The organism is Novosphingobium clariflavum (genome assembly GCF_026420865.1).
GTDB lineage: Bacteria > Pseudomonadota > Alphaproteobacteria > Sphingomonadales > Sphingomonadaceae > Novosphingobium > Novosphingobium clariflavum.
Genome location: NZ_JAPCWC010000005.1, coordinates 113,080 through 125,207 on the forward strand (window position 1 = coordinate 113,080; position 12,128 = coordinate 125,207).

The 12,128-nt window shown below is 67.7% G+C and carries 14 protein-coding genes and 1 riboswitch; of the genes, 8 read left to right on the forward strand and 6 right to left on the reverse strand.

Annotated features, from left to right (window positions below; translation table 11 throughout):
- Positions 1–79: 79 nt before the first annotated feature.
- Positions 80–565 carry a hypothetical protein gene (locus OKA11_RS08670; protein ID WP_267219822.1) on the forward strand — a complete coding sequence of 162 codons (486 nt, stop codon included), beginning with the start codon at positions 80–82 and terminating at the stop codon, positions 563–565.
- 87 nt (positions 566–652) lie between these two features.
- On the opposite strand, the gene OKA11_RS08675 is transcribed toward OKA11_RS08670, so the two are convergent.
- The 3 genes from OKA11_RS08675 to OKA11_RS08685 are packed head-to-tail and all read right to left on the reverse strand — an operon-like array spanning position 653 to position 2,541.
- Complete coding sequence (locus tag OKA11_RS08675; RefSeq protein ID WP_142635417.1) at positions 653–856, reverse strand: hypothetical protein; 204 nt, start codon at positions 854–856, stop codon at positions 653–655.
- Complete coding sequence (locus OKA11_RS08680) at positions 856–1,059, reverse strand: DUF4169 family protein (RefSeq protein ID WP_267219823.1); 204 nt, start codon at positions 1,057–1,059, stop codon at positions 856–858. Before OKA11_RS08680 ends, OKA11_RS08675 begins: the two co-directional genes overlap by 1 nt.
- Before the next feature lie 9 nt (positions 1,060–1,068).
- Complete coding sequence (locus OKA11_RS08685; protein ID WP_267219824.1) at positions 1,069–2,541, reverse strand: ATP-binding protein; 1,473 nt, start codon at positions 2,539–2,541, stop codon at positions 1,069–1,071.
- Positions 2,542–2,651: 110 nt separating this feature from the next.
- On the opposite strand from OKA11_RS08685, the gene OKA11_RS08690 reads away from it, so the two are divergent.
- Complete coding sequence (locus tag OKA11_RS08690; protein ID WP_267219825.1) at positions 2,652–4,760, forward strand: PAS-domain containing protein; 2,109 nt, start codon at positions 2,652–2,654, stop codon at positions 4,758–4,760.
- A 151-nt stretch (positions 4,761–4,911) separates the two neighbouring features.
- Here OKA11_RS08690 and OKA11_RS08695 read toward each other — a convergent pair whose 3' ends face one another.
- Positions 4,912–5,556 carry an SOS response-associated peptidase family protein gene (locus OKA11_RS08695; protein ID WP_267219826.1) on the reverse strand — a complete coding sequence of 215 codons (645 nt, stop codon included), beginning with the start codon at positions 5,554–5,556 and terminating at the stop codon, positions 4,912–4,914.
- Positions 5,557–5,601: 45 nt separating this feature from the next.
- Positions 5,602–5,748: riboswitch (TPP riboswitch) on the forward strand.
- 49 nt (positions 5,749–5,797) lie between these two features.
- Between OKA11_RS08695 and thiC the strand changes: the two genes are divergently transcribed.
- Positions 5,798–7,657 (forward strand): phosphomethylpyrimidine synthase ThiC, encoded by a 1,860-nt coding sequence (gene thiC / locus OKA11_RS08700; RefSeq protein ID WP_267219827.1) that lies wholly within the window; start codon positions 5,798–5,800, stop codon positions 7,655–7,657.
- Positions 7,658–7,781: 124 nt separating this feature from the next.
- Positions 7,782–8,066, forward strand: a complete 285-nt coding sequence (locus OKA11_RS08705; RefSeq protein ID WP_267219828.1) for a hypothetical protein — start codon at positions 7,782–7,784, stop codon at positions 8,064–8,066.
- 330 nt (positions 8,067–8,396) lie between these two features.
- Here OKA11_RS08705 and OKA11_RS08710 read toward each other — a convergent pair whose 3' ends face one another.
- Positions 8,397–8,705 carry an alkylphosphonate utilization protein gene (locus OKA11_RS08710; protein WP_142635403.1) on the reverse strand — a complete coding sequence of 103 codons (309 nt, stop codon included), beginning with the start codon at positions 8,703–8,705 and terminating at the stop codon, positions 8,397–8,399.
- Between the two features lie 180 nt (positions 8,706–8,885).
- Here OKA11_RS08710 and OKA11_RS08715 point away from each other — a divergent pair, with 180 nt between their 5' ends.
- From OKA11_RS08715 to OKA11_RS08730, 4 genes are all read left to right on the forward strand, one after another.
- On the forward strand, positions 8,886–9,242 hold the full coding sequence (locus tag OKA11_RS08715; RefSeq protein ID WP_267219829.1) for a hypothetical protein: 357 nt from the start codon (positions 8,886–8,888) through the stop codon (positions 9,240–9,242).
- A 56-nt stretch (positions 9,243–9,298) separates the two neighbouring features.
- Positions 9,299–9,550 (forward strand): hypothetical protein, encoded by a 252-nt coding sequence (locus OKA11_RS08720; protein WP_267219830.1) that lies wholly within the window; start codon positions 9,299–9,301, stop codon positions 9,548–9,550.
- A gap of 36 nt (positions 9,551–9,586) precedes the next feature.
- A complete protein-coding gene (locus OKA11_RS08725; protein ID WP_267219831.1) occupies positions 9,587–10,030 on the forward strand; it encodes a hypothetical protein in 444 nt (147 codons plus the stop codon).
- A 484-nt stretch (positions 10,031–10,514) separates the two neighbouring features.
- Complete coding sequence (locus OKA11_RS08730) at positions 10,515–11,786, forward strand: multidrug effflux MFS transporter (protein ID WP_267219832.1); 1,272 nt, start codon at positions 10,515–10,517, stop codon at positions 11,784–11,786.
- Positions 11,787–11,961: 175 nt separating this feature from the next.
- Here the strand turns inward: OKA11_RS08730 and OKA11_RS08735 are convergent, their stop codons facing one another.
- Positions 11,962–12,108: a lmo0937 family membrane protein gene (locus OKA11_RS08735; protein WP_142635395.1), complete on the reverse strand. Its 147-nt coding sequence runs from the start codon at positions 12,106–12,108 to the stop codon at positions 11,962–11,964.
- Between the last annotated feature and the right edge of the window lie 20 nt (positions 12,109–12,128).

Below are 12,128 nucleotides of genomic sequence, written 5' to 3' on the forward strand. Positions count from 1 at the left end.
TCCCCCCGCCTTGCCTTGAGGGGCGCGCAAATCCTAACCCTCGGCGTCCGGGTCATCTCGTTTATACCAAGGACATAGCATGAAATTGACGCTCACCGCCCTCGCGGCTCTTGCCGCCACGCTGGCTGCCGCCGCGCCGGCGATGGCCAATACCGTGACCGCCGAGGCCAATATCGCCCGCGCCGAAGGCGACTGGGGCGGGGAACTCGCGGTCGGCGTGCCGGTGGTGCAGGACGGCGGCTTCTCGATCACGCCGGCGGTCGGCCTGTTCTTCCATGATCGCGATCACCCCGCCTACTACCATGACGACGGCTCGTGCTTCGCCAGGTCGAGCGGCAACGAGGTCTCGGGCGGCAAGTGCGACGATTCGGGCACCAAGCTCTTCGCCAAGGTCGAGGCGACCTACCGCCTGCCGATGGCGCTGGCGGTGGGTGTCGGCGCGCGCCTGATCGGCGACAACGTGCGGCCTTATGGCACCGTGTCGATGCCGCTGCTGCCGCGCATCGACGTCAAGGGCAACCTTGGCGACCATTACGTCGCGGCGGGTCTCCAGGCGCGCTTCTGATCCGATAGCCGGTCCTTCCCGTCGCCGGGGAGGACGTCCATCGGGGGCTGTTTGAGAATGCCCTTCCGGGCATTTTCAAACGGTCTCTCAGCCCTCCAGCAGGTCCAGATAGGCCACGACGTCGTTGTCGGTGGCGATGAACAGGCCGTCCTGCACGTCCTCGATCTGCTGGGAGGCGATTTCCATGGCTTCGGCCAGCGGGCCGTAGAACAGGGTGGTGACGCCGCCGCCCTCGGGGCCGCCGTCGAGGTGGTAGAGCCGCACATTGGCGTCGCTGTAGGTCGTGCGCATCAGCCTTCGTCCTCTTCCCGCTCACACTCAGGCTCGCGCCTGGCGCCCTCGACGGTGCGCGCGATCCGGGCGATCTCGGCCTCGGCGGCCTGGCGCTCGTGCTTGCTGCGGCCATGCCGGGCGCGGCTGGCCTGCGCCTGTGCCTGATTGTCGGAACGCGCCCTGGCCTTGCGGGCCATGCGCAGGTTGATGATCTCGGCCATGAGGCCCTTCTACGCCTCGACGGGCGCGGTGGTAACCCCCAGATCGGGCAGGCCGACCGAACGCTTGCCCGAAAAGTCGGTGCGCACGACGATGAGGCCGTCCTTCTCCAGGAAGTCCAGCAGGCGCTGCACGCGGCGCGGGCTGCTGGTGCCATATGTCCTGGCCAGCACCATGTCATCGGGGCAGGGCTGGTCGTTCATTGCCGCCAGCGCGATCAGGTAGAACGGCGCCAGCGCATCGTCGGGCACGTGCTTGGCAAGGTTGAAGAGGTCGAACCACTTCTCGTCGTCGGGATCCTCGATCCCGGCGAGCGCGGCGGCAAAGCCGCGGCGGAAGGTCGTGGCATCGAGCCCGCGCACGGAAATGCCCTTCATCCGGCAGCGGATCGTGAAATCCTGGAACAGCGTGGTCGAGGGCTGGAACGAGCAGTCCTCGTCCTTGGCCATGGCGTTGAGGATCTCGATCATCGCCGCGCGGTTTTCCTCCGGCTCCGGTTCCGGGCGCTCGGGGCGCGGCGGCGGGGCGGCGGCGAGGGTGGGCGACTGCGCGATCGAGGCGGAGAGGTCGTCGACGTCGATCGCCGGGCGCGGCGGCGGGCGGTGGAATTCCTGCCGCTCGGGCTCGACGTGGAGGTTGTCGTGCAGCAGCTCGCGCAGCTCGTCGGTGGAGGCGGTGGGCAGCGGCATCAGGCCGGGGGTGATCGACTTGGCGCCGGTGCGCACGGTGCCGATGTTGACCGCCACCGGGCGGCGGCTGATCGCGGGGCCGAGGCCGAGGAACTGGCCGCGCGCAAGGTCGCGGATCGATTCGGCCTGCCGCCGCTCCATGCCCAGCAGGTCCGCCGCGCGGATCATGTCGATGTCGAGGAAGGTGCGGCCCATCAGGAAGTTGCTGGCTTCCGCCGCCACGTTCTTGGCGAGCTTGGCGAGGCGCTGGGTGGCGATGACCCCGGCAAGGCCGCGCTTGCGGCCGCGGCACATGAGGTTGGTCATCGCCGCCAGGCTGACGCGGCGGGCCTCTTCGGTCACTTCGCCGGCCGCGGCAGGGGCGAACATCTGCGCCTCGTCGACGACGACGAGCACCGGATACCACTGCTCGCGCGGGGCATCGAACATGGCGTTGAGGAACTGCGCGGCGCACTTCATCTGCTGGTCGATTTCCAGCTCGTCGAGCGCGAGGACCACCGAGGCGCGGTGTTCGCGGATGCGCGCGCCGAGGCGGACGATCTCGGCCTCGGCATAAGCGGCGCCGTCGATCACGACGTGGCCGAATTCTTCGGCGAGGCTGACGAAGTCGCCCTCGGGATCGATCACCACCTGCTGGACGATCGGCGCGCTCTCTTCAAGCAGGCGGCGCAGCAGGTGCGACTTGCCGGACCCGGAATTGCCCTGCACCAGCAGGCGGGTCGCGAGAAGTTCCTTGATGTCGATTTCGATCGCCTCGCCCTGCGGGGTCTGGCCGATCACGATGTTGGCGCTCACGAGGCGCCTATTGGCAAAGGCGGGCGTCGCCGCGCAAGGGGGCAAGGCGCGTTTTCCATAGGTAGCCGCCCGAATGGCGCGCCGCCTGCGGGCCGGGGTATGATCGCCCGGTGAATGGTTTGTCGCCCGATTCCGGTGGCTTAAAGGGCGGGGCAAGGTCCCGCGCCGATGCGCTTGCCCAGGCGCTGGACCGGCTCGCCGATGCCCACCGCGCGCTCGCCGATGCCCATGCCACCGTCGATGCCGCGCGCGCCCTACTGCGCGATGCCATCGATTCGCTGGCGGACGGTTTTGCCCTGTTCGATGCCGAGGACCGCATGGTGCTCTGCAACCGGGCGTTCCTGAAGATGTTCCCGTGGTTCGAGCCGATGCGCGATTCGGCGCCGGCCTTTGCCGAAATGGCCCGCCGGATGGCCGAGGCCGGGGCCACCATCGGGTCGCGCATCGCCCCCGACCGCTGGCTGCGCGATCGCATGGCCCAGCACCGCGAGGCGCGCGGCGCCCATGTCCAGGCGCTGGCCGACGGGCGGTGGATCCAGATCAACGAACTGCGCACCAGCGGCGGCGGCATCGTCGGCATCTATACCGACGTCACCATGGTCAAGGCCGAGGATGCCCGCCAGCGCGCCCGCGAACTGGGCGAGCGCAACCTCGCGCTGCAGACCACGCTCGACACGCTGTCCGAAGGGGTCTGCCTGTTCGACGTCCAGCGCCGCCTGCAGGCGTGGAACGAAGGCGTGGCGGCGCTGCTGGGCCTCGATGCCGACAGCGAGGGGGCACCGCTGGCAAGCCACGAGGCACTCGTGCGCTGGTGCGCCGAGCAGGGCGGGCTGGAGCGCGCCGAGGCGCTGGAATGGCGCGACGGCGGCGGCGCCCGGGTGGTGAGCGACTGCCGCATGTTCGCCGATGGCGAGGGCGCGCGTCATTTCACGATCCGTTCGGTGCCGCTGACCAGCGGCGGCATGGTCTTCACCTTCGACGACGTGACCGACCAGGTCCGCTTCCGCCGCTCGCTGACCGAGACCGCCGAGACGCTGGAGCGCCGGGTGGCCGAGCGTACCGCCGAACTGGTGGAAGTGAACCTGCGGCTGGTCGCCGCCACCGAGGCGGCGCTGGAGGCCAATCGCTCCAAGACCAGCTTCCTCGCCGCGGCCAGCCATGACCTGCTGCAGCCGCTCAACGCCGCGCGGCTGTTCGTCTCGGCGCTGGGAAGCGAGGCCTTGCCGGACAAGCCGCAGGTGCTGGTGCGACAGGCCGCCTCCGCGCTCGATTCGGTGGAGGACCTGCTCGAAGCCCTGTTCGAGATCTCGCGCCTCGATGCCGGCGCGATCCTGCCCGAACTCGGCGACCTGCCGCTGGCGCCGCTGCTGGCCGCGCTGCGCCGCGAGTTCGCGCCGCTGGCGGAAACGGCGGGGCTCGCCCTGGTGGTGCCGGACAGCGCGGACTGGGTGCGATCCGATGCCCGGCTCCTGCGGCGGGTGCTGCAGAACTTCGTCTCCAACGCGATCCGCTACACCGCGCAGGGGGAAGTGCAGGTGGAACTGGCCGGGGCGGGGGACGACCTTGTCATCACCGTGCGCGACACCGGCCCCGGCATCGCCGAGGCCGAGCGCGCCGCGATCTACGAGGAATTCCGCCGCCTCGATGCCACCCGCAAGATCCCCGGCAAGGGGCTGGGCCTTGCCATCGTGCGGCGGGTGACAACGATGCTCGGCCACGAACTGGAGCTGGAGAGCACGCCGGGGAAGGGCTCGGCCTTCTCGATCCGGCTGCCGCGCGCCGAGCCCCGGCCGGCCTCTACGGCGCCCGAAGAGCTGGGCGATCCGGCCGGCCCCGGGACCCGGAGGGGCGGCGGCGCCCTGGTGCTGGTGATCGACAACGAACCGGCGATCCTGGCGGGCATGGCGGCCTTGCTGGGGAGCTGGGGGCTGGAGGTCGTCACCGCCGGCGACCCGGACGATCCGCAAGTCGCCGCCGCGCTGGCGCGCGGCCCGGCGATGCTGATCGCCGACTATCATCTCGACAACGGGCTGACCGGCGACGATGCGGTCCTGGCCCTGCGCGCCCGGCTGGGGCAGGACCTGCCCGCCTGCCTCGTCACCGCCGATCGCGGCGAGCCGCTCAAGGCCCGGGCCGCCGCGCTTGGCCTCCCCTTGTTCACCAAGCCGGTGAAACCGGCGCGCCTGCGGGCCCTGCTGCGGCAATTGGAGGTGCTTTAGGGCGTTTTTCGGACGGAGTGGAACACGCAGTGACTCGGAAAACACCCTAGGTCGTGAACGCATAAACGGCACCATCGCGGCGCCCAGATGGCTTCCATCTCGAACCGAAGCCGCTCTGGCCCGATCCGTCCGCGCCTCCTCGGGTCTCTATCTATCCCGCCACGTGCAGCGACATCAGCGAGGAGGAATAGGGCGCGAGCAGCTGCGCTGCGCGTTTCCAGTCGCCGCGCAGCCAGAGGTCGTGCGCGGCAGGGTCGGCGGGCAGGATCACCGGCATCGTCTCGCGCCCCGCGCTGCGCAGCGCGGCATTGGCGGGGGCGGTGAGCAGCGCGAAGCTGGGCACTTCGCTGTCCTTCCAGACCCCGGCCATGGCGAAGACCGGCTGGTCGGCGGCGCCGAACCAGCACTGGCGGCGCTTGCCGTCACGCGGGTCCGCCTTGCCCCATTCCATGAAGGCACTGGCGGGGACCAGGCAGCGGAACTCGCTGTTGCGCAAGTTGCCGATCCAGAACGGGCTGTCGAGATTGCGCACGGTGAGGATGCCGTGGCGCCGCGAGTCTCCGCCTTGGCCCCAGCCCTGCGGCGGCGGGGGGACGCCCCAGAGGCGCGGGATCATCCGGCGCGGCAGGCGCTGTTCCGGGCGCGGTCCCGCCACGAACTCGCGGCCCATGGTGATGACCGGCGCAAAGCCGCCCGCCGAAACCGTGCCGCCGGGCCAGGGGTCGTTGCCGGCGTCGAGGCCGAAGGTGCGAGCCACTTCGCGGGCAGGGGCGTCGAGGCGATAGATCATCGGCATGTCCGCATCGGCCCTAGACGGAGGCAAATGCCGCGTCTATCGTCGGTGCCATCCCCGGGGAGCCTGTGCCCAGGGTTTTCGCTTTCGCGAGAGCCTGAAGGAAACAAATGGCTGAGAGGGGCAGGTCACGCTGCCCGACCCGTTGAACCTGAACCCGTTAATACGGGCGGAGGGAAGGGCGGGCCACAGGACCATTCTGTCGCGACCTTTCTTTCGTCCATAAGTCGAAGGAAAAGCGCTTATGGCCGACATCAATTCCAAACTGGAAATCGGCGTTACCACCGGACCCATTCGCGGGTCGAAGAAGATCCATGTCGGGCCGCTTGGCGTCGCCATGCGGGAAATTCACCTGGAGCCGGGTTCCGGCGAGGCGCCGGTGCGCGTCTACGACACCTCCGGGCCCTACACCGATCCGAATGTCACCATCGACATCGCCGCCGGTCTTGCCGCCAAGCGCCGCGACTGGATTCTCGCACGCGGCGATGTCGAGGACTACGAGGCCCGCGCGGTGAAGCCGGAGGACAACGGCCAGCTCGGGCCGGACCGTTCGGGCGGCGTCCCGGCCTTCCCCAACGTGGTGAAGCGCCCGCTGCGCGCGAAGGCGGGCATGAACGTCAGCCAGATGCACTATGCCCGCCGGGGCATCATCACGCCGGAGATGGAATACGTCGCCGAGCGCGAGAACCTCGGCCGCGCGATGCTGAAGGAATATGCGCGGGACGGGCAAGACTGGGGCGCCGCCATCCCCGACTACGTGACACCCGAATTCGTGCGCGAGGAAGTGGCGCGCGGGCGGGCGATCATCCCCTCCAACATCAACCATCCCGAAAGCGAGCCGATGGCGATCGGCCGCAATTTTCTGGTCAAGATCAACGCCAATATCGGCAACTCCGCCGTCGCCTCGGATGTCGCGAGCGAGGTGGACAAGATGGTCTGGTCGATCCGCTGGGGCGCGGACACGGTGATGGACCTCTCGACCGGGCGCAACATCCACGACACCCGCGAATGGATCATCCGCAACTCCCCGGTGCCGATCGGCACCGTGCCGATCTATCAGGCGCTGGAAAAGGTCGGCGGCATTGCCGAGGACCTGACCTGGGAGGTGTTCCGCGACACCCTGATCGAACAGGCCGAGCAGGGCGTGGACTACTTCACGATCCACGCCGGCGTGCGCCTGCCGTTCGTGCCGCTTGCGGCGAAGCGCGTGACCGGCATCGTCAGCCGCGGCGGCTCGATCATGGCCAAGTGGTGCCTTGCCCACCACAGGGAATCGTTCCTCTACGAACGCTTCGACGAGATCACCGAGATCATGAAGGCCTATGACGTCGCCTATTCGCTGGGCGACGGGTTGCGCCCCGGTTCGATCGCGGATGCCAATGACGAGGCGCAGTTCGCCGAACTCTACACCCTTGGCGAACTGACCAGGCGCGCCTGGGCTGAGGACGTGCAGGTGATGATCGAGGGGCCGGGCCATGTGCCGATGCACAAGGTCAAGGAGAACATGGACAAGCAGCTCGAGGCTTGCGGCGAGGCGCCGTTCTACACGCTCGGGCCGCTCGTCACCGACATTGCGCCGGGCTACGACCACATCACCAGCGGCATCGGCGCGGCCATGATCGGCTGGTACGGCACGGCGATGCTCTGCTATGTCACGCCCAAGGAACACCTCGGCCTGCCGGACCGCGATGACGTGAAACTCGGCGTCGTCACCTACAAGCTGGCCGCCCATGCCGCCGATCTGGCCAAGGGGCACCCGGCCGCCAAGGTCCGCGATGATGCGCTGTCCCGCGCCCGTTTCGAGTTCCGCTGGCGCGACCAGTTCAACCTCAGCCTCGATCCCGACACGGCGGAGCAGTACCACGACCAGACGCTTCCGGCCGAAGGCGCCAAGTCCGCGCATTTCTGCTCGATGTGCGGGCCGAAGTTCTGTTCGATGAAGATCAGCCAGGAAGTACGGGACTTCGCGGCGAAGCAGAACCAGCCGGTGCAGGCCTTTGTCGCCGCCGAGGAGGCCGAGGCGGGCATGGCGGCCATGAGCAAGGTGTTCCGCGAGACCGGCAGCGAACTCTACATGGGCGCAGGCGGGCGCGAGCACGACTGACGGCGCCGTGACGATCCCGGCCCCGTATTTTTACGCTGCAATGCAACAAATACGGGGTCGTCCGTCTTCGCGAGTGCGAAATGCGGTGCTAAATGGAAGGGCCCCCCAACGGAGCCCCGATTCCATGCGTGATCCCGCAGCCGAATGGCTGAAACTGGCAAGCGAGAGCTACAATCTCTGGGCCGACTCGATGATGGTGATCGGCATGCGCACTGCCGACATGATGACCGGCCGCGGCAGCAGCCGCGAGAACCTGCGCATGGTGACCGAGAAAGTCGAGGCCAATGCCGAACTGGCCGCCAAGCTGTTCTGGGGCGGCCCGACCACGCCGGAAAAGGCCGCTCGCAAGGCCGTGGGCCACTATCGCAAGCGCGTCAGGGCCAATCGTCGGCGGCTGTCCAAGGGCTAGGCGGCGTGGACATATTCCACATCGCCACGGCTGGAGGCAAAAGCCGTCAATTCCAGAAGGCGAGGCGCAGGAGTATGTCGATACTTCCAGCCGAGCCGACGCCGAAGGGACGGCTTTGGCCTCCAGCCCCGGAGGGGTTGCCCTGCAAGCGGCGCCAGCAGCGTTGCTCCGCCTTGAAAGAAGCCCACTCTTCCTGCGGCTTCGCGCCTTGCTGGCGCCGCTTGCAGGGCAACCGTGGCGTTGCGGAATGTGTCCACGCCGCCTAGGCGGCGCGAAATCTGTCCGCGCCGCCCTCAAAAATGCCGTTTCGGGCATTTTTCAGGCAGCTTCTCAGCGCTTGCGCACGAATTCGGCGCGCAGCACCAGGCCCTTGATGCCGGGATACTTGCAGTCGATCTCCTGGGCGTCGCCGGTCAGGCGGATCGAGGGGATCAGGGTGCCGCGCTTGAGCGTCTGGCCCGCGCCCTTGACGTCGAGATCCTTGATCAGCGTCACCGCGTCGCCGTCCGCCAGCAGGTTGCCCACCGCGTCGCGCACTTCGACGGTGTCCGCCGCCGCGCGCTTGGCCGCGAGTTCCGAGGCGGGCAGCCATTCGCCGCTTTCTTCGTCGTAGATGTAGTCTTCGTCGTCAGCCGACATGTCGTATTCTCCTGTTGGCAAGGCCCATGGCAGGACCGGGCCGGTTTGGCGAGTGTCATGACTTGGAGAGCGTCATGACTTGGATAGTGTCATGATGGGGCGGGCAAAGGTTCGCATCCGGATTTAGGTTCCTGTACGGCAAGGGTTTGCTATGCCGCTTCCAGGCAAATCGGGGGACACATGAAGCAGCCCAGCGAGAGCAATGCGTATTTCGGCCCGGCCGAGCAGGTGGTGGAGCATTCGGACATCGGCAGTTTCATGCCGGTGGGCTATTACCGGCCCATTCCCATCGTCTGGTTCGCGGGCGGCTGGTTCGTGCAGGTCGGCGCCTTGCTGGTCCTGTTCTTCCTGCTGCTGGGCAAGCCGATCCTTTATCCGCTGCTGACGACCGCGCTGGTCAGTTACGGGATCGGCCACTGGACCTTCGGGCGCGGCATGTCGGGGGCATCGACGGGGTGGAAGGTCTTCACCGTCGCGGCGCTGGGCTTCAACTGGTTGCTGGTGGCGCTGACGGAATGGGCCTTGCTGGTCGGCTGAGCAGCGCCGCGATCGCGGCAACGGCCACGGCGGGATCAGCGCCGGGAAGGGTGGATATGGAAGCGCTTGCCAAACTGATCACCGCCATTGCCGCACTGCTGGGCGCGATCGCCTGGCCGCTCGTCTTCCTGACGCTGGTGGTGCTGTACCGCAAGCAACTGGCCGCGGCCATCGAGCGCCTGCCCGGCCTGTTCGACCGGCTGCGCAAGATGAAGGTGGCGGGCGTCGAGGCGGAACTCGACGCGCTGGCGGCAATGGCGCCGGACCGGGGCGGAGTCACCGCGGACCAGGCGCGCGCCGCGGCGTAGCTGTCGATACAGGCGCGGGAAAGCGGCAGCAGCGAGATGCAGGCCGAACTCGACAAGCTGTGCCTGCAGTACGACACGATCCTGCGCACGATGCCCGCCGGCGCGCTGCGCACCCAGGAAATGAACCGGATCCTCGTCAAGCTGCGCGCGCTGGGGCCCTCCACCTCGGGCCGGATCGACGCGCTCAAGCGATCGGGCTCGGCGGGCAGCCGGCTGGCGGCGGTGGCGATGATGCAGATGGAGCCGGAAATGGCCGACCTGCCCTGGCTGCTGGACCGCTTTTCCAGCGAGGCGCCATTTGTCTTCTACCACGCGGCGCTGGCGCTGGTGAATGCGGCGAATGCGGAAAGCGGGCCGGATCGCGGCGGCGTTGCCGAGTTCGCGCGGCAGGCGCTGGCCATCGTCGAGGATCATCTCAAGCCGGACGAGGCAACCGTCGCCGTGCTGCGCGCCCTGATCGAAGGCGGTGCGAACGCCTAGGCGGCGTGGACAAATTCCGCATCGCCACGGTTGCCCTGCAAGCGGCGCCAGCAGCGTTGCTCCGCCTTGAAAGAAGCCCGCTCTTCCTGCGGCTTCGCGCCTTGCTGGCGCCGCTTGCAGGGCAACCCCTCCGGGGCTGGAGGCAAAAGCCGCCCCTTCTGCGTCGGCTCGGCTGGAAGTATCGACATACTCCTGCGCCTCACCTTCTGGAATTGACGGCTTTTGCCTCCAGCCGTGGCGATGCGGAATTTGTCCACGCCGCCTAGGCCGTAAACTCATAAACGGCACCATTTTGCCTCAAACCCCGAAGGGGCGTCCCAATGGCTTCCATCTCGAACCGATGCGGCCTTGGACGGGCAACCAGCCGGCCCGGCGACCGCTTCGGCCCGAGCTGTTCGCCATTTGGACGCCTCGATGGCGCCGTTTATGAGTTTACGGCCTAAAGGGCTGGCGCAGGCTTCGCACATGCGGCATGGGCGATGGCATGCGTTCCCCCGATGCCCAGTCCGACCGCTTCCCGATGGGGGAAGTGGAGTTTGTCGCCCTGATGGCCTCGCTCCAGGCGCTGATGGCGCTCTCGATCGATGTCATGCTGCCCGCGCTCGGCGCGATCTCGCGCGACCTGCATCTGGCCGATCCGAACAGCCGCCAGCTGATCGTCGGCGTCTTCCTGATCTGCTCGGGGCTCGGCTCGCTGTTTCCCGGCGCGCTGGCGGACCGCTTCGGGCGCCGCCCGGTGGTGCTGACCGCGATCGGCGCTTACATCGCGACCGCGTTCCTCTGCGCGATCTCGGGCAGTTTCCTGCTCTTGCTGATCGCGCGCGGGTTCATGGGGGCGTTCTGCTCGGCGATGATGGTCATGCCGATGACCATCCTGCGCGACCGTTTCGACGGCGACCGCATGGCCCGCACCCAGTCGCTGGTGGCGATGACCTTCATGGTCGTGCCGATGGTGGCGCCGATGATCGGCCAGACCGTGCTGCTGTTCGTCGGCTGGCGCTGGATCTTCGGGATCATGTGCACGATGGGGGTGCTGGTCTTCGCTTGGAGCTTCATGCGCCTGCCCGAGACGCTCCACCCCGACTACCGCCAGCCGATCCAGCCGCGGGTGATCGGCGGCAACATGCTGCTGGCGCTCAAGGAGCGCTCCGCCTTCGGCTACTTTCTCGGCGCGGCCTTCGTGCAGGGGGCGCTGTTCGGCTACATCAATTCGGCGCAGCAGCTGGTGGGCGAGCACTTCGGCGCCGGCACCTTCTTCCCGGTGATCTTCGGCGGCATGGCGCTGGTCATGGCCTGCTCGAACTTCCTCAATTCGCGCATCGTCGAGAAGTTCGGCGCCCGCCGCGTCTCGCACACGGCGCTGCTGTGCTACATCCTGTTCGCCGCCGTGCACCTTGTCTTCGCGATGCGCGGCGAGAGCATCTGGGCCTTCATCCCGCTGATGACGGTGACGATGTGCATGATGAGTTTCATCGGCGCGAACTTCCAGGCGATCTCGCTCCAGCCCTTCGCGCGGATCGCGGGAGCGGCGGCCTCGGTCATGTCGTTCGTGCGCACGGTGCTGGGCGCGGCGCTGGGCTCGCTGATCGGGCAGGCCTACGACGGCACCGCGCGGCCGATCCTGGGGGCGATGGTGGTCTGCGGGCTGACCGGACTGGTGCTGGTGCTCTATTCGGAGCACGGGCGCCTGTTCCGCCGGGTCAATCCGCCGGGCTTCTACAAGGCGCATCCGCCCTCGGCGGGGCATGAGTTCTAGGTTGGCCTGACGGCCGAAACGGCAGCGGCCCGCTCCTCCACCCGGTGATTGTACCCTGATGGGTGGCCAGGTGGGGGATGGGCCGGTGCCGTAAAATCCGCTTGGAGCGTTTTCTAATCAGGTGGATTCACCTGACGAATCGGAAACTGCTCCAAGGCGGATGTTCAATCGGGGGTCAGACCCTTCGGCCGCGGAACAGCTGGACCAGGCCGACCACGATGGCGACCACGAGCAGCACGTGGATCAGCGCGCTCGACACATGGAACACCACAAAGCCGAGCAGCCACAGCACGATGAGAATGGCAGCGATGGTGAAAAGCATGGCATCTTCTCCTTTGAGCG